The following is a 25,236-nucleotide window of genomic DNA, read 5'->3' as shown; positions in this document are numbered from 1 at the left end:
TCCTAGACAGGGATGCTCAGCCGCAACGCCAGTGCCACCAGCGTTACCAGCAAGATAGGAAGGGTGAGGATGCTGCCGACTTTGAAGTAGTAGCCCCAGGTGATGCGGATATTTTTCTGCGACAGCACATGCAGCCACAACAGCGTGGCCAGACTTCCGATGGGCGTGATCTTGGGGCCAAGATCGCAACCGATGACGTTGGCGTAGATCATGGCCTCACGTACCACTCCCGTAGCGTCGCTGCCCTGAATGGACAGAGCGCCGATAAGCACACTCGGCATGTTGTTCATGATCGAGGACAACAGCGCAGCGGTGATACCGGTGCCCAAGGTAGCGGCCCATAGGCCATGCTCAGCAAATATGTTCAACAGCGCCGAGAGCGAGTCGGTTAGCCCGGCATTACGCAGGCCATAGACCACCAGATACATGCCCAGCGAAAACACGACAATTTGCCAGGGAGCGTGCTTGATGACCTTTCTCGTGGAGATGATGTGGCCTTTACCTGCGATGACCAGCAGGATCACCGCACACGCAGCAGCAACGGCGCTGATGGGGATGCCTAAAGGTTCCAGTGCGAAAAGGCCAACCAGGAGCAGACCAAGCACCCACCAGCCAGCAATGAACGTGGCCCGGTCACGAATCACCGTTTCTGGGGTCTCAAGTTGATCTGCGTCGTACTGGTCGGGAATGTCCTTGCGATAGAACATCCAGAGCATGAACAGCGTCGCGGCCACGGCCACTAGGTTCACTGGCCACATGACAGAAGCGTATTCACCGAAACCCACGTCAAAAAAGTCTGCCGAAACGATATTCACCAGATTGGACACCACCATCGGCAGACTGGCGGTATCAGCGATGAAGCCTGCGGCCATCACGAATGCCAGAGTGGATGCCGGACTGAAACGAAGCGCCGTCAGCATCGCGATGACGATTGGGGTCAGAATCAGTGCGGCTCCATCGTTGGCGAACAGTGCCGAGACGGCGGCCCCGAGCAAGATCATCAATGCAAACAGGCGTCCGCCTTTCCCACCGCCCCAGTGAGCAACATGCAGCGCTGCCCATTTGAAAAAGCCCGCTTCATCAAGCAACAAACTGATAATGATCACTGCAATGAAGGTCGCGGTAGCGTTCCAGACGATGTGCCACACAACCGGCACATCCCCCAGACTCACGACGCCAGTCAGTAGTGCCAGAACGGCACCCGCTGCCGCGCTCCAGCCGACACCTATCCCCTTGGGTTGCCAGATAACAAAGACGAGCGTAACTACGAAAATTGACGCAGCGATGAGCATGGGTATGTTCCAGGTCAGGAGGTCAGCAGCAGGAGGCTTGGCGCACGGGTCTGTCTTCCATGGAGGCCAGCCGTCCTTGATGGTCGTTAACCCAGGACTGGTGCGCCTGCGTAGTGACGTTCAGAACATCCAGTGCCCACTGTTCAAGCTCGGGATGTAACCGGTAGTAAACCCACTGACCCTGCCTCCGATCTGCGAGTAACCCGCAAGCCCGCAGTTGGGCAAGATGCCTGGAGACCCTCGACTGGTTATCGTCCAGTGCCCAGATCAACTCGCACACGCACAGCTCACCCTCAGCCGAAAGCATGAGCATGATCCGAGCGCGGGTTTCATCACCCAGGCATTTGAAGAATGTGTGTGGTGCAAGGCTCATTAGCAATCGCTCTGCATATGCGGATAATCGAATATTCAGATGTAACCACATTCACCCTGCTTGCACAAACGCCCAGCGATGGGAATTGATGGATATGTGCGCCACCAGTAGGCTAGCGAGGTCAACCTTGATCGTCGGGTGTGTGTACAGCGGCCTGTCTTAAGCAGGTATGGCTTCCGATGTTTCGTAGCAACATTTCGTGATCGCTATCGCTCAGCTATGAGCTACGGCTAGCTCATGTGAGAACCACCCGTTACTCACCTTGGGCCCGGTAAAAGAGCGAAAGACGTTATGGGTACCGATAGTCACAGAGGTCTGCTGCGCAATTGCATCCCCCGGAAGCCGAGCGGTGAAGTAGACTGTATTCGCGCGGCTACGTGAAATCCGTGTCCGAACACCTGTGCAGCCATTTAAGATTTCAAGCTCATGCGCTTACTTATCTGCCCTGAAAACCGCAGCCGATTTTATCAACAGAATCGGCAAAAAGGAGTCAGGCAGATACGCCTGCCAGATCAGGAACAATTATCTTTGCATGCCATCGCGATGGCGCTACGCTAAAGGCACCTTACGCCGTTTTCCGGAACTGATAAGACGGACCGAGAGAAAACACAGTTTCCTATGGAAGGTTTACATGACTGGCTATGCCTTTGATCTTAAATTAGTCTGTGGCGGCTATGGTTATTTTTCAACTTTAACATCAGGTAGCGCGCCCGACTCAAACGGCCTTGAGGCTCGAAAGCCTTCGTTGGTGAACAGCGAGGTGTTTCCTAGCGCCCTCAAGGAGTTAGGAGTAAGTTATATTGTCGTTAATAGCGACGAAAGCTATTATGACTGGACTTGTATTCAGGGATGGGCAATTGCAGATGAAAAGTATGTGAGAAAATACATGGCTCACTGGATAAAAAAACGAAAGTGCCTTATCTCTCCTTACGGGTCTTTTACCGATATCGAGCTGGCATCGGCATCTATTCGTAAAAGAAGTTTTCGAGGAAAGTTTAAACAAAGAATATTAGATAGAGATGGGAATCACTGTGTTAATTGCGCCGAATCTGACGGGCTAACTTTGCAGCATGTAAGACCATATTCGCAAGGCGGGGAAACTAGCTTTAGAAATTTGGTAACACTATGTGAGCGTTGCAATCATAATATGGGGGCCGAAGTCTATAGGGAACTATACGATCTCGCAAACTTACGTTACTCGTATGAACCTTCCTTGCTGAGAAACTCTGAGGTTAATGAGAGAGCAATTCTTCGAGCAGCTCAGTTTTCTAGAAATATTATGCATACGAGGTGTGAGCTTTACTAGATGTTTTTTAAAAAAGACATATTTTAGAGATCAGCGCAAATCCTGACGCTGATATACACAGAGCATTTCCCTCAATACGGCCGTTCGCTCTCTGCCGCGCTGCCGTTCAGGACAGGCAAGAGATTTAAGGGACGGGCTTAGCTCCTTCCTGTGAGCGAAGTGAACGATTTTAACTAGTTGTATGTTTCCAAGCCATCCCCTAAATTATGCCAGCTTCCTTTTGAACGCTTTTAATGTGGTTATTTAAGGATCTATTAAAAATTGGAATTGTGTCGCTTACAAAGCTCCAGTCAAACGTCAACAAGGCGTTGGTCCACCCCACGCTATAAATAACCCCGTCTTCATTGGGTTTCTTATTTCCATGCGTCATCACAAAGCTTTCTTGGTCAAAGTGAGCGCCTTGCTTGTTTCGGTATGCTTTGGCATCTTCTATAAATTTATTGAACTTTTCTCTAACGTCACCGGAAAATGCCTGTGAAATTATCTCATCGAGAGTCGGCTCCCAAAATAGCCTCTTATTGGCGGCAATAACTCCTGCTTTCCCGTAACCGTCGTTAAAAATAGTGCATAGTTTAATGATTATTTCTTCGGTTATTAGCTCGTTAATAAGCTGTATATCATGAATGTCAGGGAATAAGGTGCCATGTTTCTCTTCAAAACCATTTAATGCCTCCCCATCAAGTCGTAGGCCAGTTTTCAATCTCCTGCGCTCATCATCATATAACTCGGTTATGTGCATCGGTCGTCCAGTGTTGCAGAAGCGATCCACGCGCTGCCTAAGTGCCAGAAGATCGACGATTCTATTGAGAGCTATTTGCCACAAATATAGCCTGCCAAGGATTTCTTTCACTATTAGCACCGCCTTAATTTGGTGCATGGCTGGCGAACGGTACCAATGTCATCCATGATCAGCCTTGTCGCCCAGTCATCACCTCAGAACATTTACATCAGATAGCTGAATAACTCTACGGTGTCCAGAGTTCCTTAATCATCGAAGGGCTAATTCTGGCCGATTTCTGCCGGTGCTGACCTGCAGCTGGATCCACTCCTGCCTGTCAAAGCCATCTGGCTTTCTGATCAAATCCTATGCAAACGATAGGTCAATCCGAACGCAAACGAGCGCCTTGATTCAATGGTCTTTTGGTATGAAGTTGGGTAGTGCCGAAAGCAGCTTTAGTGATTCACTCACGCTAGCTTTAAGTGAAATATCATAATGCTCATGCTCTTCATATGCGTCAGGCTCCGTTCCGTACGTGTGCAGCACGACACGCTCCATCCCCTTACGTAACGATCGAAGAGCAGTATTCGCTAGGGTAAGCGAGCGTATAGATGAGATTCCCGCCACTTCAAAAACCGCCGCTAAGCAGATCACGGCATCCGACGGTTCTGGACGTGGGGCCATTTTGCTCTCTGATCCACCGTTAGCGACCTTTACATTGGTCCACCCGTGGGAGTGACATAGGCGAACGAACTCTAGTGATGCCCATTGCTCTTGTGCTTGGAGTTGGCGGCCACGGCCTCGTGGGGCCGTCATACCGGCTGCAGCCTTTTGCAGATCTTCCAGTCCCTTCGTTTGAAGCCATGACACAAGCGTAGAGTCTGACGAGGGCAGCCGGATATCCCGTTGTGTAGTGTCTCCCCCATCGAGATTCCGCCTATCTAAAGCGTCCCCCAGCGCTTCAATACCACATTGGTCAATTGCTTGGAGGGCGGACCGAAGGTCTAGGCTCGCGCGCGAAACCTCATTTAGGAGAGGAGCTAAAGCAATCGCCCGCTCCTGGTCTTTTTTCAGTCGCATATAGCCGTCCGAAAGCTCAAGCAGCTTTAAGCAGAACGGATAGATTCGGGTAATAGACGGCAGGCCCGCTGAGCGACGTTTGTAAGCGATGTCTGCGGCCGTATTAACCATCTTCGTCTCCTGCTCGCTCAGGCTGCTGACAAAGCCGCTGGGTAGGTACCGTGACTGGTTCATCCCTTCCTCCAGACATCCAAATGATCTGCCCAATCCTGCATCATCAGGCGGCGCTCGTCGAAGTACGTCGCATGATTATAGGCTCGACGGACGTTATTCTGATCCGCGTGAGCAAGCTGAGCTTCGATGGCGTCTGGGCGGTATCCGAGCTCGTTCAATCGAGTGCTACCAGTAGTCCGTGTGCCGTGGGGGCTGTATTTACCGCTCCACCCTATAACTTTCAAAGCTTGGCGCATCGATGCAACTGCCATCGGCACCTGTCTGTTGTCTCGGCCAGGGAATAGATGGTGCCGGGTGCCAGTGATGGTGTGGAGCCCCTTGAGCATCTGGATTGCCTGGCGGGGGAGGGGAACTACGTGCTCCTTGCGCGCCTTCATTCTCCGCGAAGGTATTCGCCAAATCGCTGCTTCAAGATCAAATTCCTCCCATTCGGCTTCGGCTACCTCGCTCGGTCGGCCTAGCGTCCACCACATCAGCTGGATGCAATAATTGAGCTGGAAGCTGCAACGGTGGTTGTCGAAATCACGTAATAGCTTGCCGATCTGATCCGTGGTTAGGGCAGTCTTATGCTGCGTTTTGTTGGTGGGCAGTGCTTTACGAACTGGCCAGACTGGATCGCTATCGGCTCGGAGCGTGGCGACGGCATACTCAAACACCGCAGACATGGTGCGACGAGCCTCTGCTGCTACGCTCGGAGCGCCGCGCTTGAATGTGGACTGGAGGATGCTGAGTATCTGAGCTGAGGTAACCTCGCGGACAGGAAGTTTTCCTATGTTGGGAAACACCACTCGCTCCAACATATCGAGGCGTCGATTTTTGGTGATGTCTTCCCAGTCTTTGGTCTGTAACCACTCTTTGGCTATGACATCAAATGTATTGGTCGCCTCGTTTGCTTGCCTAACCCGGTCTAGCTGCCTTTGCTGGGCTGGATTCACGCCCTCCTTGACCAGCTTACGTGCCGCTTCGCTTCGTTCTCGTGCTTCTGACAGTTTCACGGCCGGGTATTCGCCGAGTCCGATCATGCTGGACTTGCCATTCAGCGCGAAGCGATACCGCCATGCTTTCACGCCTGTAGGTTTGACCTCCAAGTACAGACCACGTTGGTCATTGAGCCGATATAGCTTTTCCTTCGGCTTGGCGCTGCGGCAGTGGGCATCGGTTAGCAATCTCAAGTCTCCGTGTGCTGTAAACCCACTGTACTCACCACTCCAGCGCTTAGCAAATTCGCGTACTCAAAAACCTACTCACCTCTTGGATGAAAGCGGCAGAAACAAGATGCGACTTTCTGAAACAGAAAAACCGCGCAAAGGCGCGGTTTTAATGGGTTTTGGTCAGTTTCACGGTGTTTCAAAAAACACCGTGAAACTTAATATTCCGATCAGACGTTAAAACGGAAGTGCATCACATCACCATCCTTGATGACATATTCCTTGCCTTCCAGGCGCCACTTGCCCGCTTCCTTGGTACCTGCTTCACCCTTGTACTGAATGAAATCGTTATAGGCGATCACTTCAGCGCGGATAAAACCTTTCTCGAAGTCGGTGTGGATCACGCCAGCGCCTTGAGGGGCCGTGGCGCCGATCTTCACGGTCCAGGCGCGGACTTCTTCGACGCCGGCAGTGAAGTAGGTCTGCAGGTTCAGCAGCTCGTAACCCGCGCGAATTACGCGGTTCAGGCCAGGCTCTTCCAGACCCAGGGCCTCGAGAAACATGTCCTTTTCTTCGCCGTCATCGAGTTCGGCGATTTCGGCTTCGATCTTGTTACAGACCGGCACCACGATCGCGCCTTCTTCTTCGGCGATGGCGCGAACCACGTCAAGCAGCGGGTTGTTCTCGAAGCCGTCTTCAGCGACGTTGGCGATGTACATCACCGGCTTGGTGGTCAGCAGGTGGAAGCCGCGGATTACCGCTTTTTCGTCGGTGCTCATCTTCTTCATCAGGCTGCGCGCAGGCTTGCCTTCAGTGAAGTGCGCGATCAGTTGCTCAAGCAGGCCTTTCTGCTGGACGGCATCCTTGTCGCCACCCTTGGCGTTGCGGGCGACCTTCTGCAGTTGCTTCTCGCAGCTGTCGAGGTCGGCGAAGATCAGCTCGAGGTCGATGATCTCGATGTCGCGCTTGGGGTCGACGCTGTTGGACACGTGGATCACGTTGTCGTCCTCGAAGCAGCGCACCACGTGGGCGATGGCGTCGGTCTCGCGGATGTTGGCGAGGAACTTGTTGCCCAGGCCTTCACCCTTGGAGGCACCTGCCACGAGGCCGGCGATATCGACGAACTCCATGGTGGTCGGCAGGATGCGCTTGGGCTTGACGATGGCGGCCAGGGCCTCCAGGCGCGGATCAGGCATCGGCACGATGCCGCTGTTCGGCTCGATGGTGCAGAAGGGGAAGTTCTCTGCCGCGATACCGGATTTGGTCAAGGCGTTGAACAGAGTGGATTTGCCGACGTTGGGCAGGCCGACGATGCCGCAGTTGAATCCCATGGTGCTTCCCTCTTCGAAGAGTCAGGCCTTTTGGCTGTGCAGGGTTTTCATCGCGCGATTCCACTCGCCGGCGAAGATGTCCGGCAGCACGCCGAGGGCAAAATCGATACTGGTGTCCAGCAGCTCCTGCTCGGCGCGCGGTGCGCGGCCCAGCACGAAATTGGACACCTGACTGGCAACGCCCGGGTGGCCGATGCCAAGCCGCAGACGATGAAAACCGTTGTTGTTGCCGAGCTGCGCGATGATGTCGCGCAGACCGTTATGACCGCCATGGCCGCCGCCCACCTTGAGCTTGGCGACGCCGGGAGGCAGGTCGAGTTCGTCGTGCGCCACCAGGATCGCCTCGGGAGGGATCCTGAAGAAACCCGCCAATGCTGCTACGGCCTGGCCGCTGCGATTCATGTAAGTGGTCGGGACAAGCAGACGAACGTCTTGGCCCTGATGGCTGAAACGCGCCGTCAGGCCGAAATACTTGCGATCGGGCACCAGCTGTACGTTGTACTTCTGGGCGATGCGCTCAACGAAAAAAGCCCCTGCGTTATGCCGGGTCTGTTCGTATTCGGGGCCGGGGTTACCCAGGCCAACGATCAGTTGTATGGCAGTCACGACAGGGGCTTTTCCTTTGGAGAGGTCAGTAACATCACGAAAACCGCACGTGGACGAAAAGGCGCATTTTACAACGTAATCCGCGTTATTTCGTCCGTTCGTTCGCGGGATATTTTCCTCGCGATGTTACCGGCCCAACTCCGACGTGCGGAGTAATGAATTACTCGGCAGCGCCTTCTTCAGCTTCGTCTTCAGCAACGATGCGTGGGGCGTGGACGTTGGCAACAGCCAGGTCCTTGCCGTGTGCCAGTGCAACGAACTCGACACCTTTAGGCGCTTTGAGGTCCGACAGGTGAACGATGGTGCCGATTTCAGCGGCAGCCAGGTCGACTTCGATGAACTCAGGCAGATCTTTCGGCAGGCAGGTCACTTCCAGCTCGGTCTCGGTGTGCGAGATCTCGCCGCCTTTCTTGACTGCTGCTTCCTGGTTCAGGAAGTGCAGAGGAACAATGGCGGTCAGCTTCTGGCCGGCAACGACGCGGACGAAGTCAGCGTGCAGCACGTGGCCTTTGGCTGGGTGACGTTGCAGCGCCTTGATCACGACGTTCTGCTTGGTGCCACCAACGTTCAGCTCGATGATGTGGCTGTAAGCCGCTTCGTTTTCGAGCAGTTTTGTTACTTCCTTGGCCAGCATGCTGATGGACTCAGGGGCTTTGTCGCCACCGTAGACCACTGCTGGAACCAGGGCGGCGAGGCGACGCAGGCGGCGGCTCGCACCTTTCCCCAGGTCGGAACGCGCTTCTGCATTCAGGGTAAAATCGTTCATGTGAATCTCCAAAATAACCACATTCGCCCTGCGCTTGCGACCGGCGCTAAAGGCGATATGGGCAAAAAAGCCCCGCCCGGACGGGATTCGTCTGGGCGGGGCGCTTTACGTCAGCTCGATGTAGAGGAGGGCAGGGCCCTCAGCGGAACATCGCGCTGATCGATTCTTCATTGCTGATGCGGCGGACCGCCTCAGCGACGACCGGGCCGATATCCAGTTGACGGATACGGGCACAGGCTTGTGCGGCGGCGGACAGCGGGATGGTGTTGGTCACCACCAGCTCGTCCAGCACGGAATTCTCGATGTTCTCGATTGCCCGACCCGACAGTACCGGGTGGGTGCAATAGGCGAACACCTTGGCTGCGCCATGCTCTTTCAGGGCCTTGGCCGCGTGGCACAGGGTGCCTGCGGTATCGACCATGTCGTCGACCAGAATACAGGTACGCCCTTCGACGTCGCCGATGATATGCATCACTTCGGAGTGATTGGCTTTTTCACGGCGCTTGTCGATGATCCCGAGATCGACGCCCAGCGACTTGGCCACGGCACGTGCACGCACGACGCCGCCAATATCAGGGGATACGATCATCAGGTTTTCGAAGCGTTGATCTTCGATGTCGTCGACCAGTACGGGCGAGCCGTAGATGTTATCGACAGGAATATCGAAGAAGCCCTGGATCTGATCCGCATGCAGATCGACCGTGAGAACACGATCGATACCCACCACAGTCAGCATGTCGGCGACGACCTTGGCGCTTATTGCCACACGGGCAGAGCGCGGACGGCGATCCTGACGAGCGTAACCGAAGTACGGGATAACAGCGGTGATTCGGGAAGCCGAGGAGCGGCGGAAGGCGTCAGCCATCACTACCAGTTCCATCAGGTTATCGTTGGTTGGCGCGCAAGTCGGCTGAATAATGAAGACGTCTTTACCGCGGACGTTTTCATTGATCTCGGTACTGATTTCACCGTCGGAGAATTTTCCGACAGAGACGTCACCGAGAGGGATATGCAGCTGACGTACGACACGCCGAGCCAGATCGGGGTTAGCGTTCCCCGTAAAGACCATCATCTTGGACACGCGCAGTACCTGCCGGCTGAGGGTATACCTGGATGAGTATAGGAATATGGCAGGGGCGGCTGGATTCGAACCAACGCATGGCAGGATCAAAACCTGCTGCCTTACCGCTTGGCGACGCCCCTGTAGCTGAATCAATTCGAGTGCCGAGCACCCGGTTCTTAGAACAGACTTTGCAGCTTGCGATGCAACATCGAAATGTTGCTTCCCTTTGCTACGAACCCTGGAAGGGACTCTGCAAGAAGGTGCGAAACTCTATCAGCTTCCGCTTTGTTTGGGAAGGCCCCAAACACACAACTTCCAGTTCCTGTGAGCTTTGCTTCAGTGAATTTGCCAAGCAGATTCAAAGCGTTACGAACCTCTATGTAACGACGCTCAACCACTGGTTGACAGTCATTTCGACTGTTTCCCTCGAGAACGGGGCGCACTTTAATGGGCGCGGAGTCACGTGTCAACAGTGGATCGGTAAAAATTTCTGCTGTACTTACAGATACTTGCGGAACGAGCACCAGATACCAAGGTTCCGGTGGTTCCACGCGGGTCAGGATCTCGCCGACGCCTTCAGCGAAAGCGGCGTGGCCACGAACGAAAACCGGCACGTCGGCGCCGAGCTTGAGCCCCAGCGCGGCCAGCTGATCTTCGCTGCAGCCCAGTTGCCACAGGTGGTTGAGGGCCAGCAAGGTAGTCGCGGCATCGGAACTGCCGCCGCCGATACCGCCGCCCATGGGCAGCACTTTGCGCAGCCAGATGTCGGCGCCCAATGAGCTGCCAGTCATGGCCTGCAGTTGGCGTGCGGCCTTGACGATCAGGTTGCTGTCGTGGGGAACATCGTGCAGATCGCTGTGCAACTGGATGACGCCATCGTCACGAACGGCAAAGTCGAGTTCGTCGCCGTAGTCGAGAAACTGAAACAGCGTCTGCAGTTCGTGGTAACCGTCAGCGCGGCGACCGAGGATGTGCAGCATCAGGTTGAGCTTGGCCGGGGCGGGGAGGGTCAGGCGTACTTGTGTCATCGATCAGTGCCCCAGCTGGCGAGGTTGCCAGTCCTTGATCACCAGGGTGACGTCGAGATCCTGGCCATGCAGCTTGATGCGCTCGGGCAGCGAGTAGCCGTTCTGCTCGGTATAGCTCAGGTATTCCAGGCTCCAGCCGTCCTGCTGCAGGCTCGCCAGGCGGCCCATGTTGTCGACATTGAGCGTGCTTTTGCTGTCCGGCGCGGGCAGGCCGCGGACCCACCACACCAGATGCGACACCGGTAGTTTCCAGCCCAGCTGTTCTTCCAGCAAAGCCTCAGGCGTCGGTGCTTCGAAGTGGCCCTGATTGGCGACTTCCAGCACGACGTTGCTGCCCGGGCGCCCGGTCAGCCGGGCCGCGCCGCGGCCCAGCGGGCCGGACAGGCGAATGTCGTAGTAGTCCTGGCGCTGCAGCCAGAACAAGGTGCCGCTCCCGGAATCCTTCGGCGCGCGGATACCGACCTTGCCGTTGATCTGCCAGCCGTCGATCTGGCTGAGCTGGGCTTTGTGCTGGCTCCATTGCTGAGGAGTCCCCTGGCCTTGCAGGGCTTCGCGCGAACCGAATGAGGAGCAGCCTGCGAGCAGGGCAATCAGGATAAAGGTGCTGCAGTGGCGCAAAAACATAAAATTAAAGGGTCTCGGATCCGGTCAGGCGCAGCACGGTGGCGCGCAGAATAGGGCTGTCGGGCTGGTCGTTGAGCGCTTTGATCCAGACCTGACGGGCTTCGCGTTGCTTGCCGGCGGCCCACAGGACCTCGCCAAGGTGAGCGGCCACTTCGTGATCTGGAAACGCCGCAAACGCTTGGCGCAACAGGCGCTCGGCCTCGGGCAGGTTGCCCAGGCGATAGTTGACCCAGCCCAGGCTGTCGAGCACGGCGGGGTCGTCCGGGTTGATTTGATGGGCTTTTTCGATCAGCGCCTTGGCCTCCGCATAGCGGGTAGTACGATCGGACAGCGTGTAGCCCAGTGCATTGAGGGCCATGGCGTTGTCCGGTTCGCGGGCAATGATAGTGCGCAGGTCTTTTTCCAGTTGCCCCAGGTCGCCGCGTTTTTCCGCCAGCATGGCGCGGGTATACAGCAGGTTGGCGTCGTCGGGATACGCCTTGAGGCCCTTTTGCAACACTTGCCAGGCCTGGTCGTTCTTGTCGCTGTTGGTCAGGGCCTCGGCCTCGATCAGGTACAGCTGCACGGCGTAGTCAGGTTCGGCGGTGCGCTCGGTGGCCAAGCGTTTGGAAGCTTCGGCGGCGCGACCGTTGGCGACGAGGATATCGGCCATGCGCAATTGCGCCGGCAGATAGTCGTTGCCCGGAGTCACCAGCGAGTACTGGGTCAGGGCGCCGTCCACGTCGTTGCGCTCCTCAGCGATACGGCCCATGTTCAGGTGCGCGGAGTCGACGTGGCTACCGTGCTCGATCAGTTCCTGCAACAAGCCGGCGGCTTCGTCCCAGGCCTTGCCCTCGAGGCACACCAGCGCCAACGAATAACGCAGCTCGTCGTCGTCCGGGTATTGCTTGACCAGTTCGGCGAACTGCACCTTGGCATCGGCGAGGCGGTTCTGCTCGACCAGCGTGCGCGCATAGCTGAGGCGCAGGCGTTTGTCGTCGGGGTTCTGCTTGATGGCCTTTTCGAGCACGGGCACTGCTTCGTCGCCGCGATCGAGCACTTGCAACAGGCGCGCGCGCAGCAGGATCGGTGCGACTTCCCCCGGTTGCGGCGGGTTGTTTTCCAGCAGCGTCAGGGCGCCCTTGGCGTCGCCGTCCTGCTGCATGAGCAGGGCCTTGCCGAAAATCAGCTGGCTGTTTTTTGGGTACTTGACCAGCAATCGCTCGAAGCTTTTCAGCAAGCCGTCGCGGGTATTCTGGTCGGTGTCGGCCGCCGACAGCGCGAGGAAGTCGAAATGCGTGTCACCCTGGCCCTGCAGGACCTTCTCCATGTAGACCATGGATTCGTCGTAGCGCCCGCCGCGGGCCAATTGGATGGCCGCCGCCCGTTGCGCATCGAGGTTGGTGGGGTCGTTTTTCGCCCAGATCAGCGAGGTCTGCAGCGCGACCTGGTCAGCGCCCAGGTACTCGGCGATGCGAAAGGCGCGTTCGGCCACGCCCGGATCCTGGGTCTTCACGGCCTGCACGGCGTAGTTGTCCAGGGCAATGTCGAAACGATTGCGCTGGCCCGCGAGTTCAGCCGTCAGCAGGCTGTAGACAGTGTCCTCGCTCAACGATGAATAGACCTGCGGGGCAGCCTTCGGGGCTGGCGCGGGTGGCGTGTCCTGAGCGGCGGGTGCCGTTTGCTGTTGCTTCGCAGACCAGGTCTGGCAGCCAGCGAGCAGGACAAAAGCGAAGAGCAGAGCGGGAGATCTATTCATATAGGAGATTTGAGCGACTTACCTACGGTTGGGGCATCATGACACAAGCCACAGGGCAAACCCATAAGTCATGGCTCATCCGGTGCATGGATATGCACCTCTCTATAGGGACAATAGAGAGCGGGAGTTGTTCTCTGCCGGGTGAAGTAGGACAATTGCCGGCTTCTCGTCATGATCAGCGACCTTGAATGGCCTTTCTTGCCCTCGGTATCAACCATAAGACTGCTTCGGTAGACGTGCGCGAGCGCGTGGCATTTACCCCTGAGCAGCTGGTAGAGGCCCTGCAGCAGCTGTGTCGGGTGACCCACAGTCGTGAAGCCGCGATTCTGTCGACCTGCAATCGCAGCGAGCTGTACATCGAGCACGACCAGCTATCTGCGGAGGCAATCCTCCAGTGGCTGGCCGAATATCACAAGTTGAGCCTCGATGAGCTGCGTTCCAGCGCTTATATCCATGAAGAAGATGCGGCAGTTCGTCACATGATGCGCGTCGCTTCCGGGCTCGATTCGCTGGTGCTGGGCGAGCCACAGATTCTCGGCCAGATGAAATCCGCTTACGCCGTGGCGCGCGAGGCCGGCACCATCGGCCCGTTGCTGGGGCGCTTGTTCCAGGCCACCTTCAGCGCGGCCAAGCAGGTGCGTACCGACACCGCCATCGGCGAAAACCCGGTGTCGGTGGCGTTTGCCGCTGTGAGCCTGGCCAAGCAGATCTTTAGCGATTTGCAGCGCAGCCAGGCGTTGTTGATCGGCGCGGGCGAAACCATCACCCTGGTCGCGCGCCACTTGCACGAGCAAGGCGTCAAGCGCATCGTCGTCGCCAACCGCACGTTGGAACGCGCCAGCACCCTGGCCGCACAGTTCGGCGCCCATGCGGTGCTGCTCTCGGATATCCCGGCCGAGCTGGTCAACAGCGACATCGTCATCAGCTCGACTGCCAGCCAGTTGCCGATCCTCGGCAAGGGTGCGGTAGAGAGCGCGCTGAAGCTGCGCAAGCACAAGCCGATCTTCATGGTCGACATCGCCGTGCCGCGGGATATCGAGCCGGAAGTCGGCGAGCTGGACGACGTTTACCTGTATTCGGTCGACGACCTGCACGAAGTCGTCGCTGAAAACCTCAAGAGCCGCCAAGGTGCTGCCCAGGCCGCCGAAGGGCTGGTGACGACCGGCGCCGACGAGTTCATGCTGCGCCTGCGCGAACTGGCGGCCGTCGATGTGCTGCGCGCCTACCGTCAGCAAGGCGAGCGCTTGCGTGACGAAGAACTGCAAAAGGCCCAGCGCCTGTTGGCCAACGGCGCCAACGCCGAAGACGTACTGGTGCAACTGGCCCGCGGCCTGACCAACAAGTTGCTGCATGCTCCGAGCGTGCAGCTCAAGAAGCTTTCCGCCGAGGGCCGCGTCGATGCGCTGGCCATGGCTCAAGAACTCTTTGCCCTCAATGAGGGCTCCACGGATAAACCCCTGCAATGAAAGCGTCGCTGCTGAACAAACTGGACATCCTCCAGGACCGATTCGAGGAATTGACCGCCTTGCTGGGTGATGGCGAAGTCATCGCCGATCAGGGGCGGTTCCGCGCCTATTCCAAGGAATACGCCGAAGTCGAGCCGGTGGCGGCGACGTATGGCCAGTGGCTCAAGGTCCAGGCCGACCTCGAGGGCGCCCAGGCGCTGCTCAAGGACAGCGATCCGGACATGCGCGAGATGGCGGTCGAGGAAGTGCGCGATGCCAAGGAGGCGATCGCCGCCATCGAGGGCCAGCTGCAGCGCATGCTGCTGCCCAAGGACCCTAACGATGGGCGCAACGTGTTCCTTGAAATCCGCGCGGGCACCGGTGGCGACGAGGCGGCGATCTTCTCCGGCGATCTGTTTCGCATGTACTCGCGCTATGCCGAGCGCAAGGGCTGGCGGGTGGAGATCCTGTCCGAGAACGAGGGCGAGCACGGCGGCTATAAAGAAGTCATCGCTCGGGTCGAAGGCGACAACGTCTACGGCAAGCTCAAGTTCGAATCCGGCGCCCACCGCGTGCAGCGCGTACCCGAGACCGAATCGCAAGGCCGTATCCACACCTCGGCCTGTACCGTGGCGGTGTTGCCCGAACCCGATGAGCACGTGGCCATCGAGATCAACCCGGCCGATCTGCGCATCGACACTTACCGGGCGTCCGGCGCTGGCGGGCAGCACATCAACAAGACCGACTCGGCGGTGCGGATCACCCACTTGCCGACCGGCATGGTCGCGGAGTGCCAGGAAGAACGCTCCCAGCACAAGAACAAAGCCCGTGCGATGTCGTGGCTGGCGGCCAAGCTCAACGATGTGCAGACCAGCGCCGCAGCCAATGCCATCGCCAGCGAGCGTAAACTGCTGGTGGGCTCGGGCGATCGCTCCGAGCGCATTCGTACCTACAACTTCGCACAAGGGCGGGTGACCGATCACCGCGTCAACCTGACCCTGTATGCGCTGGATGAAATACTCGCTGGCGGCGTCGATGCCGTCATCGAGCCGCTACTGACGGAATACCAGGCCGATCAACTGGCCGCCTTGGGTGAATAAATGACCATTATTGCCAGCCTGCTCCGGGAGGCTTTGCTCCCTGACTCGCCTACCGCTCGCCTCGATGCCGAGTTGCTGCTTGCCGCTGCCTTGGGCAAGTCGCGCAGCTTTTTGCATACCTGGCCGGAGCGCATCGTGCCCACCGAGGCAGCCAAGGCCTTCGTCGCCAACCTGCAGCGCCGCCGGGAAGGCGAGCCGGTGGCGTACATTCTGGGTTCTCAGGGTTTCTGGAGCCTGGACCTGGAAGTTGCCCCGCACACGCTGATCCCGCGTCCGGAAACCGAGATGCTGGTGGAAGCGGCCTTGGCGCTGCTGCCGCTGACTGCTTCACGCGTGCTGGATCTGGGCACCGGTTCCGGAGCGATCGCCTTGGCGCTGGCCTCGGAGCGTCGCGAATGGCAGGTGACCGGCGTCGACCGCATTGATGAGGCTGTGGCCTTGGCTGAGCGCAATCGCCAGCGCCTGCGTGTGGATAACGCGCGGATTCTGGCCAGCCACTGGTTCAGCGCCGTGGCCGGTGAGCGCTTCGATCTGATCGTCAGCAATCCGCCCTACATCGCCGATGCCGACCCGCATCTGAGCGCCGGCGATGTGCGTTTCGAGCCCAGCAGTGCGCTGGTGGCCGGGCGCGACGGCCTCGATGACCTGAAACTGATCATCGCCCAGGCCCCCGAGTACCTTAATCCACGCGGCTGGTTGCTGCTGGAGCACGGCTACGATCAAGCGGCGGCTGTGCGCGAGCTGCTGGCCAAGCACGATTTCGAACAGATCGAGAGCCGTGAAGACCTCGGCGGCCACGAGCGCATCACCCTTGGCCGTCTTTGTGCTGAGTGACGATGACCTGCTGCGCTACAGCCGGCAGATTCTGTTACCGCAGATCGATGTCGACGGGCAGTTGCGCCTGGGCGCCAGCCGCGCGCTGATCGTCGGTTTGGGCGGGCTGGGCTCGCCGGTGGCGCTGTACCTGGCTGCTGCGGGCGTGGGCGAGTTGCACCTGGCCGATTTCGATACCGTCGATCTGACCAACCTGCAACGCCAGGTGCTGCATGACACCGCCAGTGTCGGCCTGAGCAAGGTCGACTCGGCCCTGCAACGCCTGGGCGCGATCAATCCGCAGATTCGCCTGGTGGCCCATCGCGCGGCGCTGGATGAAGACTCCTTGGCGGCAGCGGTTGCGGCGGTGGATCTGGTGCTCGATTGCTCGGACAATTTCGCCACGCGCGAGGCGGTCAACGCCGCGTGTGTGGCCGCCGGCAAACCGCTGGTCAGCGGCGCGGCGATTCGCCTCGAAGGGCAGCTGTCGGTATTCGACCCGCGCGATGCCGCGAGCCCTTGCTACCACTGCTTGTACGGGCACGGCAGCGAGGCCGAACTGACCTGCAGCGAGGCCGGCGTGGTGGGCCCGCTGGTAGGTTTGGTGGGCAGCCTGCAGGCGCTGGAAGCCTTGAAGCTGCTGGCCGGTTTCGGCGAGCCACTGGTGGGACGGTTGCTGTTGATCGATGCACTGGGTTCGCGGTTTCGCGAGTTGCGGGTCAAGCGCGATCCCGTCTGTGCCGTCTGCGCAGGGCGCCATGGCTGAGGCTGCGCAGGCGCCGGTCGGCGTGTTCGACTCCGGTGTCGGCGGCCTGTCGGTACTGGCCGAAATCCGCCAATTGCTACCGGCCGAATCGCTGCTGTATGTGGCCGATGGCGGCCATATTCCCTATGGCGAGAAGAGCCCGGAATTCATCCGCGAACGCTGCCATCAGGTGGCCGAGTTTTTCCACAGTCAGGGTGCCAAGGCGCTGGTGGTCGCGTGCAATACCGCTACGGTGGCGGCGATGGCCGATCTGCGCCGCACTTATCCACAGTGGCCCTTGGTGGGCATGGAGCCGGCAGTCAAACCGGCGGCGGCTGCGACTCGCAGTGGTGTGGTCGGCGTGCTGGCTACCACCGGCACCCTGCAGAGCGCCAAGTTCGCGGCCTTGCTCGATCGTTTCGCCAATGACGTGCGGGTGATCACCCAACCCTGCCCGGGGCTGGTGGAATTGATCGAGACCGGCGATTTGCACAGCCCGGTATTGCGCCAGCTGTTGCAGGGATACGTGGCGCCGTTGCTGGAGGCAGGTTGCGATACGGTGATTCTGGGCTGTACCCACTATCCGTTCTTGCGGCCGCTGCTGAGCGAGATGGTGCCGGCGGATGTGAGTTTGATCGATACCGGTGCTGCGGTGGCGCGGCAGCTGCAGCGGTTGTTGGTGCAGGATGATCTGTTGGCCTCAGGTCCGGCGCAGGCGACGAGATTCTGGACCAGCGGCGATCCGAAGCAGTTCGAGTCGATCCTGCCGGTGTTGTGGCAGGGGGGCGGTACGGTCGCGCAGTGGTTTACGGCTTGAGAGGCTTATCGTCGGGCTCTTGGCATTAGGGAGGTTCCGCTTTCGAGCCGGCCTTGGGGTCGCGGCCCCCGCCATTGGCCCTTCGCTTTGGCTCAGGGTTCCCGCGTGGAGGCACGCTTGCGCAGGGCACGCCCCGATGGGCCTTCCGTGGCCCAACGGGGCTTAGCCGGCATCCATGCCGGCCATCCCTGCGCAAGCGTACCTCCACGCGGCCTGCTGGAAGGGGCCGCGCCCCCAAGGCCGGCTCGAAAGCAGAACAGTGACATTTGTGGTGGCTGTCGAGCTTTAAAGGCCTTGGTGGTGGCGCCTCACTTTTCGGCTGGCCCTGCTTGCGCTCCAGCCTGGGCGGCGCCCCTCCAGCAGGCCGTGGTCAGGCGCCTGAAGAGGTGGCCACCCGGCAGGATGCCGGGTGAGCCGCATTGGGCCATGGATGGCCCGTGTGCGGCGTGCCACCTCTTCAGGTGCGTGACCGCGGGTACCCCGAGCGTCAGCGAGGGGCCAATGTGGGGCGCCGCCCAGGCTGGAGCGCAAGCAGGGCCTGAACACACCCATCAGTCCCACCACCAAGCCCTTGGCCCCCCGCAACAAACGCCAAGAATACCCAAGAAAGCCCCGCTCAAATCCGCACCAGCCGATGCAGCAGCGGAAACACCACCGCCCAGATGGCCGCCAGGATCGCCAGGGTCGTAGCCAGACCAAGCGGCATCCCCACGCCCGCCAGCTTCGCCCCGGCGTAATACGACAACGGGCCCGACACTGCCCCTAGCGCAGCCGCGAGCCACAACGGCCGCGCGGTCCATGCCAGGCAGTGCCCCAGCGTCATCGCCAGCAACGGCCACAACAACCCCATCCACACCGGCGCCAGAAACCCTGGTTCGGCAAAGGTCAGTACGCCCATCACCCGCAACTGCCCATCCACCAGCGCGCCCAGCACGAAGGCCAGCAGCATCAGCCGCCCCTCACTCTTCCACGCGCGGTACCAGGTCAGATGCCCCAGCAGTATGGCCAAGGCCCCGAGCAACCATAGACTGTTGCCCCCCAACACGCAGAGGAACCAGCCCGCCTGAAACAGCAGCGCATTGGCCAGCTTGCTGAACACCTTCAGGCGCCAAGACGCCCGAGCAACGGCTGCGGTTGCGCCTGTGGTTTGGCGAACAGTAACTGCGCCGTACCGATGGTGCGCTCCAGAAAACCGCCCTCGCAGTAGCACAGGTAAAACTCCCACAAACGCAGAAAATACTCGTCATAACCCAACTCGCGCAGGCGCCCGTGGGCCAGGCGGAAGTTGTCGTGCCACAGGCGCAAGGTCCGCGCATAGTGCAGGCCGAAATCCTCCATATGCAGCAGATTCATGTCGGTGTCTTTGCCGACGATATGCAGCATCTTCTGCACTGATGGCAGGGCGCCGCCGGGGAATATGTAGCGCTGGATAAAGTCGACATTGCGCTTGGCCTGCTCGTAGCGCTGGTCGCGGATGGTGATGGCCTGGATCAGCATCACCCCGTCGTCAGTCAGCAATTCGGCGCATTTGCGAAAGTAGGTCGGCAAGAAGCGATGGCCCACCGCCTCGATCATCTCGATCGATACCAGCTTGTTGTAAAGTCCTTCAAGGTCGCGATAATCCTGCAGCAACAAGGTCACGCGATCGCCCAGGCCCGCTTCATCGATGCGCTGGCGAGTGTAGGCGAACTGTTCGTTGGACAGCGTCGTGGTGGTCACTCGGCAGCCGTAATGCTGCGCCGCGTACAACGCCATGCTGCCCCAGCCGGTACCGATTTCCAGCAGGTGGTCGTCGGCAGTCAGGGCGAGTTTCTGGCAGATGCGCTGCAACTTGTTCAACTGCGCCTGTTCCAGAGTGTCGTCGGGGCTGCTGAACTGCGCGGCCGAATACATCATGGTCGGGTCGAGAAACTGCTCGAACAGATCGTTGCCGAGATCGTAATGGGCCTCGATATTCTTCTTCGAGCCCTTGCGGGTGTTGCGGTTGAGCCAATGCAGGCCCTTGACCAGTGGCCGGCTGATGCGCGCCAGGCCCTGCTCCATGGCATCGAGCACGTCGAGATTGCTGACAAATACGCGAATCACCGCAGTCAGGTCCGGCGTGGTCCAGTAACCGTGGATGAATGCCTCCGCGGCGCCGATCGAGCCGTTGCTCGCTACCAGTCCCCAGATCGCGCTGTCGTGAATGTGAATTTCCCCCAGCAACGCTTGGCCAGGCGTGCCGAACAGCAGGCGCTCGCCACCTTCGAAAACGATCAGCTGCCCGTGCTTGAGCGCCTGCAACTGGCGCATCACGCCGCGGCGCAGCAACGAGCTGCTCAGGCCATGGGTGCTGATACCGGCTTTGGCCGAAAAACTATTCATGGCGTGGCTCCTTTCGGGGGCTGGGCGAGGTAGGTGGCGCGCTGGCCTTGGCAGTACGGACTTGGCCCTCGGCGGGCTCATGGGCAAAGATCGGCGTGCCTTTGAGCGCCAGGCGCAAGGCTTGCCAGTAGATCGACACGCAGGTTTTGGCAGTCATCCACGGGAACAGCAGCAAATGACGGTGCAGGGTTTTACGGCTGAGCGCTTGTTGGTGCAAGTTGAGGGTGGCGTCAAAAACCTTTTCGTCACCTTGCCAGTCGGCCATGTGCACGCCGAGACGCTCATCCGGCTGGCTGAAACTCATGCGGTATTCGAGATTGCGCGGCAGAAACGGCGACACATGGAAAGCCTTGGCCACCCCCACATGTTGATGACCCTCGCCGCTGGCCGGCAGCACGTAGTGATAACGCTCGCGCCAGGGTGTGTTGGTCACTTCGCAAACGATCGCCACCAAGTTATCGCGGTCGTTGAAGCAATAAAAAAAACTCACCGGGTTGAACGCCAGTCCCCAGCTGCGTGGCTGGGTCAGCAGGCAGATCTTGCCATTGGGTGCCAAACCCAGGGATTCGGCGACCACGTGGCGCACGGCATCGCTGAGGCGCCAGCCATCGCGGGTGTACTGGCGCAGGTAGTCGGTCTCGCGAAAGCCGAAGGCTGCAAAGCGTCCGCAGCCGGCCAGCGGCGACAGGCCCAGCACCGCTGCTTGTTCATCCAGATCCAGGTACAGCAAGCCGATGCGATAACGAAACGCATGGCCCTTGGGCACGAAGCGTCGATGGGCGATCCAGCCACTGTACAAGGCGCTGTTCACAAGGTTTCTCCAAAGGCCTGGGCGACCCGCAGGCCGCTGACCACGCCATCTTCATGAAACCCGTTGGCCCAGTAGGCGCCACAGAACCAGCTGCGTTGCTCGCCGTGCAGTTCTCGCCAGCGCTGCTGCGCGGTCACGCCGGCCAGGCTGTATTGCGGGTGCGCGTAGCGGTAACGCGCCAGCACCTTGCTGGGGTCGATACGTTCGCTCTGGTTAAGGCTCACGCAAAACGTGGTGGGGCTGTCGATGCCCTGGAGGATGTTCATGTTGTAGGTCACCGCCGCCAGGCGCTGGCCCGGCTCGCCCAGCCGATAATTCCAGCTGGCCCAGGCCAGTGGGCGCTCGGGCAGGCGGCTGGTGTCGGTATGCAGCACCACGTCATTATCGGCATAGGGCAGGGCGCCGAGGATTTCCCGCTCTGCGACGCTGGGCTGGGCCAGCAGATGCAGGGCCTGATCGCTGTGGCAGGCGAAAATCACCTGGTCGAAACGCTCGCTGCCCCGCGGGCTGTGCACGGTCACGCCGCTGTCATCGCGTTCGACACGGGACACCGGGCAATCGGTATGAATACGCTCGGCGAAGCTGGCGGTAAGCGGCTTGATGTAGGCACTGGAGCCGCCTTCGATCACTCGCCATTGCGGTCGATGGGTCACCGACAGTAGCCCGTGGTTGTTGAAGAATCGCACGAAAAACGCCAACGGAAACCCGAGCATCTCGGTCAGCGACATTGACCAGATGGCCGCGCCCATGGGCACGATGTAGTGATCGATAAAACGCGTGCCATAGCCTTGGGTCTGCAGATAACTGCCCAATGTGGTGTCGGCGGCGATGCGCTGCGCCTTAAGGTCCTCCACGGCCTGCTTGTTGAAGCGCAGGATGTCGCGCAGCATGCCCCAGAACCCCGGCGACAACAGATTGCTGCGCTGGGCGAACAGGCTGTTGAGGGTATTGCCGTTGTATTCCAGGCCGGGTGCACGCACCGAAAAACTCATCTGCGTAGGCTTGGAGGTGACCCCCAGGCGATCCATCAGCTTGATGAACTGCGGGTAGGTCCAGTCGTTGAAGACGATGAAGCCGGTGTCGATGGCGTAGGCACGGCCATCCACGTTGATGTCCACCGTGTGCGTATGCCCACCGATCCAGCTGGAGGCTTCGAACACCTGGATGTCGTGCTGGCGATTGAGCAGGTAAGCGCAGGTCAGGCCCGAGATGCCACTGCCGATGATTGCGATCTTCATGCCTGTCCCGATTCCTTGGAGTTGTCGCGGACCATCCGCTTGGTCAAATGCAATGACAGCCTTCTTGGCAGGCAGGCGAGCGTTCGGAGAAAAGTGATGAAGGGCCAGGGAAAAGCGATTTCCATGGGGCGTTTATGCAGGCGTGCGGCGATGTGGTCGGCGGCCTTTTGCGCCGTCCACATCATCGGCATGGCGAAGTCGTTGCGGTCGGTCAGCGGCGTCTTGACGAAGCCGGGGCTGATGACCGTGACGTCGATCCCTTCCGCCGCCAGATCCACCCGCAACGATTCATAAAGATAGCGCACGCCGGCCTTGGACGCGCCGTACGCCTCGGAGCGCGTCAGCGGCAGGAAGGTCACGGCGCTGGCGACACCGACCAGATGGGGCTGATCGCCTTTGCGCAACAGCGGCAGCGCGGCCTCGACACAGTAGGCGCTGGCGAACAGGTTGGCCTTGACCACACGCTCGATCATGGCGGCTTCGAATTGGCGCACGTCGATGTATTCGCAGGTGCCGGCGTTGAGGATGACCTGATCGACGGCGCCCCAGGCCTGCTTGATACGCATGCCGATTTCGCGCACTTGCTGGGCGTCGGCCAGGTCGCCGGGTACCAGCAGCACCTGGCCAGGGAAACGCAATTCCAGTGCTTGCAAGGGTTCCAGGGTGCGTGCGCTGACAGCCAGACGATGGCCCTGGCTCAGCAACTGCAGTGCCAGTTCATAGCCCAGGCCGCTGCTGGCGCCGGTCAGCCAGATCCGCCGTGGCCCACTCATGCCATGCGCCTTTTCAACCAGGCCACCGCGGGGCCCATCAGGGGCAAGTGTTCATAGAGCATGGCACCGGCATCGAAATAATCGTGATGCCGACTCACGCGGTCATCGCGCCATTGCAAGTGCGAGCAGCCCTGTACGGCGATGGGCTGGCCCTTTTGCAGACGCGGATGACGATAGGTCATGACCCAGCGCAGATAGCCTTCGCCACCGTCGTCGCTGTGCTTGACGTCATCGAAGCCGTGGAACTCGAACTGCAACTGCTCGACGTTGGCGTATAGCTGGGCGAAATAGCGCTGCAGCTCAGCCAGACCGTGCACGTCGTGCAGGGGATCGGTGAAATGGATGTCGACGCTGTACAGCTCGCCGAGGCGCTGCAGGTTGTCCTTGTTCAAGGCACTGAAGCCTTCGGCGAAGCGGTGCAGGAAGTCAGCCATAGAGAGCCTCGGATGCGCGACGGTGGGGCAGGTTCTTGAACGCTGCCAGGGCGCGATCGCGGCTGCTGCCGAGATCGACGATCGGCGCCGGATAATCCAGCGCATCGAACAGGCCGCGACGCTGAGCGCCAGGGTGATGAATTTCTTTCCTGTCCAGTGCATCGAGGGCGGGCAGCCACTGCCTGATGAACACGCCTTGCTCGTCGAAGCGGCTGGACTGCGTGACCGGATTGAAGATGCGGAAGTACGGCACCGAATCGGTCCCCGTCGAGGCGCTCCATTGCCAGCCGCCGTTGTTGGCCGCCAGGTCGCCGTCAATCAGGTGCTGCATGAAGAACCGCTCGCCTTCGCGCCAGTCGATCAACAGATTCTTGGTCAGGAACATGGCGGTGATCATGCGCAGACGGTTGTGCATCCAGCCGGTCGTGACCAGTTGCCGCATCGCGGCATCGACGATCGGGATGCCGGTGCGGCCTTCTTTCCAGGCTTGCAGGTCTTCAGGGGCATTGCGCCAGGGCAGCGCTTCGGTATCGGCCTTGAAGGCGCGGTGGCGCGAGACCCGCGGGTAGCCCACCAGAATATGTTTATAGAATTCGCGCCACAGCAGCTCGTTGATCCAGGTGATCGCGCCCGGGCTGCCGCTTTCAAACTCGCCCATGTTGCCGTTGAGGGCAGCTTGCAGGCATTGGCGGGGTGAGATGACGCCCGCCGCCAGGTAGGCGCCCAGCTGGCTGGTGCCCGGTCTGGCCGGCAGATCGCGCTCGTCCAGGTAGTGGTCGATCTGCTGATCGACGAAGGTATCCAGGCGCCGCTTGGCTTCATCTTCGCCAGCAGGCCAGAGTTGTTGCACGGCTGCGGGCGGCGTGGCAAAGCCGCGGACCTGCGTAGGGATCGGATCGCTGGCGAGGGGCAACGCCGCCTGCTTGCCGGGGCGCGGCAACACCGTCGGCAATGATGCCCGCAAGCGGTTGTAGCAGACCTTCTTGAACTGAGTGAAGACCTGGAAATAACCGCCGCTTTTGGTCAGCACGCTGCCGGGTTGCAGCAGCAGTTGATCCAGGTAGCTTTCAAAGCCGATACCCGCTTTATCCAGCGCCTGCTGTACGGCCTGATCACGGCGGGTCTCGTTGATGCCGTATTCATCGTTGCAATGCAGCGTCTCGATCTGCAGCTCCTGGCATAGGTCGAGCAGCACTTTGGGTGCCTGATCCCAATGATCGGCGTGGCGGAGCAGCAAAGGGATGTGCAACTCGCTTAGTGACGCGCTGAGTGCTTGCAGGTTGCGCAGCCAAAAGTCGACCTTGCATGGCGCATCATCGTGAGCTTGCCATTGCTGCGGGCTGATCAGATACACGGCCACCGTCGGACCCTTGCGGCAGGCATGGTGCAGGGCGGTGTTGTCGTGAATGCGCAGGTCGCTGCGCAACCAGATCAGTTGCATGGGCTTCT

General features: G+C 59.5%; 25 protein-coding genes and 1 tRNA gene. 6 read left to right on the top strand and 20 right to left on the bottom strand.

Features of this window, described 5'->3' with window-relative positions; translation table 11 throughout:
- Positions 1–2 precede the first annotated feature (2 nt).
- Positions 3–1,292, bottom strand: a complete 1,290-nt coding sequence (locus REH34_RS10025) for an arsenic transporter (protein WP_311971540.1) — start codon at positions 1,290–1,292, stop codon at positions 3–5.
- A 22-nt stretch (positions 1,293–1,314) separates the two neighbouring features.
- On the bottom strand, positions 1,315–1,665 hold the full coding sequence (locus REH34_RS10020; protein ID WP_311971539.1) for a metalloregulator ArsR/SmtB family transcription factor: 351 nt from the start codon (positions 1,663–1,665) through the stop codon (positions 1,315–1,317).
- A 631-nt stretch (positions 1,666–2,296) separates the two neighbouring features.
- Here REH34_RS10020 and REH34_RS10015 point away from each other — a divergent pair.
- Complete coding sequence (locus REH34_RS10015) at positions 2,297–2,971, top strand: HNH endonuclease (protein ID WP_311971538.1); 675 nt, start codon at positions 2,297–2,299, stop codon at positions 2,969–2,971.
- Positions 2,972–3,170: 199 nt separating this feature from the next.
- Here REH34_RS10015 and REH34_RS10010 read toward each other — a convergent pair whose 3' ends face one another.
- The 11 genes from REH34_RS10010 to REH34_RS09960 all read right to left on the bottom strand — a co-directional run bounded on the left by REH34_RS10010 (position 3,171) and on the right by REH34_RS09960 (position 13,247).
- Positions 3,171–3,821: a hypothetical protein gene (locus tag REH34_RS10010; RefSeq protein ID WP_311971537.1), complete on the bottom strand. Its 651-nt coding sequence runs from the start codon at positions 3,819–3,821 to the stop codon at positions 3,171–3,173.
- 279 nt (positions 3,822–4,100) lie between these two features.
- Entirely contained in the window at positions 4,101–4,943 is an 843-nt protein-coding gene (locus tag REH34_RS10005) for a hypothetical protein (protein WP_311971536.1), read from the bottom strand.
- Entirely contained in the window at positions 4,940–6,109 is a 1,170-nt protein-coding gene (locus REH34_RS10000) for an integrase arm-type DNA-binding domain-containing protein (protein ID WP_311971535.1), read from the bottom strand. The genes REH34_RS10005 and REH34_RS10000 overlap by 4 nt, the downstream gene beginning before the upstream one ends.
- Before the next feature lie 212 nt (positions 6,110–6,321).
- Positions 6,322–7,422, bottom strand: coding sequence for a redox-regulated ATPase YchF (gene ychF / locus REH34_RS09995; RefSeq protein ID WP_226506735.1), 1,101 nt, complete (start codon positions 7,420–7,422; stop codon positions 6,322–6,324).
- Positions 7,423–7,443: 21 nt separating this feature from the next.
- Positions 7,444–8,028, bottom strand: coding sequence for an aminoacyl-tRNA hydrolase (pth, locus tag REH34_RS09990; protein WP_226506736.1), 585 nt, complete (start codon positions 8,026–8,028; stop codon positions 7,444–7,446).
- 160 nt (positions 8,029–8,188) lie between these two features.
- Positions 8,189–8,794: a 50S ribosomal protein L25/general stress protein Ctc gene (locus tag REH34_RS09985; RefSeq protein ID WP_311971534.1), complete on the bottom strand. Its 606-nt coding sequence runs from the start codon at positions 8,792–8,794 to the stop codon at positions 8,189–8,191.
- A 139-nt stretch (positions 8,795–8,933) separates the two neighbouring features.
- Complete coding sequence (locus REH34_RS09980) at positions 8,934–9,875, bottom strand: ribose-phosphate pyrophosphokinase (protein WP_226506738.1); 942 nt, start codon at positions 9,873–9,875, stop codon at positions 8,934–8,936.
- Positions 9,876–9,922: 47 nt separating this feature from the next.
- A tRNA-Gln gene (locus REH34_RS09975) sits at positions 9,923–9,997 on the bottom strand.
- A 36-nt stretch (positions 9,998–10,033) separates the two neighbouring features.
- The gene (ispE, locus tag REH34_RS09970; protein ID WP_311971533.1) at positions 10,034–10,885 is read right to left on the bottom strand and encodes a 4-(cytidine 5'-diphospho)-2-C-methyl-D-erythritol kinase; all 852 of its coding nucleotides are present in this window, start codon (positions 10,883–10,885) and stop codon (positions 10,034–10,036) included.
- Between the two features lie 3 nt (positions 10,886–10,888).
- Positions 10,889–11,509, bottom strand: a complete 621-nt coding sequence (gene lolB / locus REH34_RS09965; RefSeq protein ID WP_226506740.1) for a lipoprotein insertase outer membrane protein LolB — start codon at positions 11,507–11,509, stop codon at positions 10,889–10,891.
- Between the two features lie 4 nt (positions 11,510–11,513).
- Positions 11,514–13,247: a tetratricopeptide repeat protein gene (locus tag REH34_RS09960; protein WP_311971532.1), complete on the bottom strand. Its 1,734-nt coding sequence runs from the start codon at positions 13,245–13,247 to the stop codon at positions 11,514–11,516.
- Between the two features lie 188 nt (positions 13,248–13,435).
- On the opposite strand from REH34_RS09960, the gene hemA reads away from it, so the two are divergent.
- From hemA to murI, 5 genes are read left to right on the top strand one after another with little or no spacing between them, the layout of a single operon-like run.
- Positions 13,436–14,713 carry a glutamyl-tRNA reductase gene (gene hemA / locus REH34_RS09955; protein WP_311971531.1) on the top strand — a complete coding sequence of 426 codons (1,278 nt, stop codon included), beginning with the start codon at positions 13,436–13,438 and terminating at the stop codon, positions 14,711–14,713.
- Positions 14,710–15,792: a peptide chain release factor 1 gene (gene prfA / locus REH34_RS09950; RefSeq protein WP_226506743.1), complete on the top strand. Its 1,083-nt coding sequence runs from the start codon at positions 14,710–14,712 to the stop codon at positions 15,790–15,792. The genes hemA and prfA overlap by 4 nt, the downstream gene beginning before the upstream one ends.
- Positions 15,793–16,626, top strand: coding sequence for a peptide chain release factor N(5)-glutamine methyltransferase (gene prmC, locus REH34_RS09945; RefSeq protein WP_226506744.1), 834 nt, complete (start codon positions 15,793–15,795; stop codon positions 16,624–16,626).
- The gene (locus REH34_RS09940; protein WP_311972066.1) at positions 16,616–17,371 is read left to right on the top strand and encodes a molybdopterin-synthase adenylyltransferase MoeB; all 756 of its coding nucleotides are present in this window, start codon (positions 16,616–16,618) and stop codon (positions 17,369–17,371) included. The genes prmC and REH34_RS09940 overlap by 11 nt, the downstream gene beginning before the upstream one ends.
- Positions 17,364–18,167, top strand: a complete 804-nt coding sequence (gene murI, locus REH34_RS09935; RefSeq protein WP_311971530.1) for a glutamate racemase — start codon at positions 17,364–17,366, stop codon at positions 18,165–18,167. The genes REH34_RS09940 and murI overlap by 8 nt, the downstream gene beginning before the upstream one ends.
- A gap of 616 nt (positions 18,168–18,783) precedes the next feature.
- Here murI and REH34_RS09930 read toward each other — a convergent pair.
- The 7 genes from REH34_RS09930 to phrB are packed head-to-tail and all read right to left on the bottom strand — an operon-like array spanning position 18,784 to position 25,228.
- Positions 18,784–19,266 carry a DUF2878 domain-containing protein gene (locus REH34_RS09930; protein WP_311971529.1) on the bottom strand — a complete coding sequence of 161 codons (483 nt, stop codon included), beginning with the start codon at positions 19,264–19,266 and terminating at the stop codon, positions 18,784–18,786.
- A gap of 2 nt (positions 19,267–19,268) precedes the next feature.
- A complete protein-coding gene (locus REH34_RS09925) occupies positions 19,269–20,531 on the bottom strand; it encodes a cyclopropane-fatty-acyl-phospholipid synthase family protein (RefSeq protein WP_311971528.1) in 1,263 nt (420 codons plus the stop codon).
- Complete coding sequence (locus REH34_RS09920; RefSeq protein ID WP_311971527.1) at positions 20,524–21,342, bottom strand: DUF1365 domain-containing protein; 819 nt, start codon at positions 21,340–21,342, stop codon at positions 20,524–20,526. The genes REH34_RS09925 and REH34_RS09920 overlap by 8 nt, the downstream gene beginning before the upstream one ends.
- Positions 21,339–22,580: an FAD-dependent oxidoreductase gene (locus REH34_RS09915; protein WP_311971526.1), complete on the bottom strand. Its 1,242-nt coding sequence runs from the start codon at positions 22,578–22,580 to the stop codon at positions 21,339–21,341. Before REH34_RS09915 ends, REH34_RS09920 begins: the two co-directional genes overlap by 4 nt.
- Positions 22,577–23,353 (bottom strand): SDR family NAD(P)-dependent oxidoreductase, encoded by a 777-nt coding sequence (locus tag REH34_RS09910; RefSeq protein WP_311971525.1) that lies wholly within the window; start codon positions 23,351–23,353, stop codon positions 22,577–22,579. The genes REH34_RS09915 and REH34_RS09910 overlap by 4 nt, the downstream gene beginning before the upstream one ends.
- Positions 23,350–23,787: a nuclear transport factor 2 family protein gene (locus REH34_RS09905; RefSeq protein ID WP_226506751.1), complete on the bottom strand. Its 438-nt coding sequence runs from the start codon at positions 23,785–23,787 to the stop codon at positions 23,350–23,352. The genes REH34_RS09910 and REH34_RS09905 overlap by 4 nt, the downstream gene beginning before the upstream one ends.
- Positions 23,780–25,228 carry a deoxyribodipyrimidine photo-lyase gene (phrB, locus tag REH34_RS09900; RefSeq protein WP_226506887.1) on the bottom strand — a complete coding sequence of 483 codons (1,449 nt, stop codon included), beginning with the start codon at positions 25,226–25,228 and terminating at the stop codon, positions 23,780–23,782. Before phrB ends, REH34_RS09905 begins: the two co-directional genes overlap by 8 nt.
- Between the last annotated feature and the right edge of the window lie 8 nt (positions 25,229–25,236).

This window comes from Pseudomonas baltica (assembly GCF_031880315.1).
In the GTDB taxonomy this organism is placed as follows: domain Bacteria; phylum Pseudomonadota; class Gammaproteobacteria; order Pseudomonadales; family Pseudomonadaceae; genus Aquipseudomonas.
The sequence above is the reverse complement of the archived record's forward strand: the minus strand, read 5'-3'. Positions and strand labels throughout refer to the sequence as shown.

Excerpts from the sequence above, each read along its gene's own strand:
- REH34_RS09985 (WP_311971534.1), bottom strand. The coding sequence starts at position 8,794 with ATGAACGATTTTACCCTGAATGCAGAAGCGCGTTCCGACCTGGGGAAA.
- phrB (WP_226506887.1), bottom strand. The coding sequence starts at position 25,228 with ATGCAACTGATCTGGTTGCGCAGCGACCTGCGCATTCACGACAACACC.
- ispE (WP_311971533.1), bottom strand. The coding sequence starts at position 10,885 with ATGACACAAGTACGCCTGACCCTCCCCGCCCCGGCCAAGCTCAACCTG.
- REH34_RS10015 (WP_311971538.1), top strand. The coding sequence starts at position 2,297 with ATGACTGGCTATGCCTTTGATCTTAAATTAGTCTGTGGCGGCTATGGT.
- prmC (WP_226506744.1), top strand. The coding sequence starts at position 15,793 with ATGACCATTATTGCCAGCCTGCTCCGGGAGGCTTTGCTCCCTGACTCG.
- REH34_RS10005 (WP_311971536.1), bottom strand. The coding sequence starts at position 4,943 with ATGAACCAGTCACGGTACCTACCCAGCGGCTTTGTCAGCAGCCTGAGC.
- lolB (WP_226506740.1), bottom strand. The coding sequence starts at position 11,509 with ATGTTTTTGCGCCACTGCAGCACCTTTATCCTGATTGCCCTGCTCGCA.
- REH34_RS09910 (WP_311971525.1), bottom strand. The coding sequence starts at position 23,353 with ATGAGTGGGCCACGGCGGATCTGGCTGACCGGCGCCAGCAGCGGCCTG.
- prfA (WP_226506743.1), top strand. The coding sequence starts at position 14,710 with ATGAAAGCGTCGCTGCTGAACAAACTGGACATCCTCCAGGACCGATTC.
- REH34_RS09915 (WP_311971526.1), bottom strand. The coding sequence starts at position 22,580 with ATGAAGATCGCAATCATCGGCAGTGGCATCTCGGGCCTGACCTGCGCT.
- hemA (WP_311971531.1), top strand. The coding sequence starts at position 13,436 with ATGGCCTTTCTTGCCCTCGGTATCAACCATAAGACTGCTTCGGTAGAC.
- murI (WP_311971530.1), top strand. The coding sequence starts at position 17,364 with ATGGCTGAGGCTGCGCAGGCGCCGGTCGGCGTGTTCGACTCCGGTGTC.
- REH34_RS09925 (WP_311971528.1), bottom strand. The coding sequence starts at position 20,531 with ATGAATAGTTTTTCGGCCAAAGCCGGTATCAGCACCCATGGCCTGAGC.
- ychF (WP_226506735.1), bottom strand. The coding sequence starts at position 7,422 with ATGGGATTCAACTGCGGCATCGTCGGCCTGCCCAACGTCGGCAAATCC.
- REH34_RS10025 (WP_311971540.1), bottom strand. The coding sequence starts at position 1,292 with ATGCTCATCGCTGCGTCAATTTTCGTAGTTACGCTCGTCTTTGTTATC.
- REH34_RS09905 (WP_226506751.1), bottom strand. The coding sequence starts at position 23,787 with ATGGCTGACTTCCTGCACCGCTTCGCCGAAGGCTTCAGTGCCTTGAAC.
- REH34_RS10020 (WP_311971539.1), bottom strand. The coding sequence starts at position 1,665 with ATGAGCCTTGCACCACACACATTCTTCAAATGCCTGGGTGATGAAACC.
- REH34_RS09960 (WP_311971532.1), bottom strand. The coding sequence starts at position 13,247 with ATGAATAGATCTCCCGCTCTGCTCTTCGCTTTTGTCCTGCTCGCTGGC.